1 protein-coding gene is annotated in these 477 nt (G+C 60.2%); it reads right to left on the bottom strand.

Features of this window, described 5'->3' with window-relative positions; all coding sequences use genetic code 11:
• Nucleotides 1-66: 66 nt before the first annotated feature.
• On the bottom strand, nucleotides 67-477 hold a 411-nt coding region (locus AACY45_RS28240), incomplete at its 5' end, for a VirB8/TrbF family protein (protein ID WP_339548762.1).

Here is a 477-nt window from a genome sequence, read left to right as displayed (position 1 = left end):
ACGCCGCGAGAACAATCCCTGTATGAAGTCTGCTCGTCTTTGGTTGCATCGGCGTCCCCGCCCCTTTCATAGTTGCGCCGTCCAGTCGAAATCACGCAGGTAGAGGCCGATCGGATTGAGGCGGATAGTCTGCTCGTCCTGGGGTGGAGTCAGCGTGACGGTGGCGATGCCGCGAAAGCGGTGCGCGCCGGTTTCCTTTCCCTTCCTGTCGCGCTCGAATTCGGTCCAGTCGATCTGATAGGACTGGTTGGACAGAGCGACGATGTTGTTCACCTCGACGGCGACCGTCGTCGTCTTCGCCTTCTCGAACGGCGAGTTGCTGCGAAACCAGTCATTGATCTTCTGCGTGGCGGGATCGGAGGTTCGCAGCAGCGCATAGGTCCGGTCGATGTATTGCTTCTGCACGACTGCATCAGGCGTCACCGATCGGAAATTTGCGACGAAGCTGCCGAGTGTCGCGCGCACCACGCGCGGATC

Origin of the sequence: Pseudomonas sp. RA_35y_Pfl2_P32, from assembly GCF_963970735.1 — a bacterium.
GTDB lineage: Bacteria > Pseudomonadota > Gammaproteobacteria > Pseudomonadales > Pseudomonadaceae > Aquipseudomonas.
Note: the sequence above shows the minus strand (reverse complement) of the source record. Positions and strands in the feature narration are given on the sequence as shown.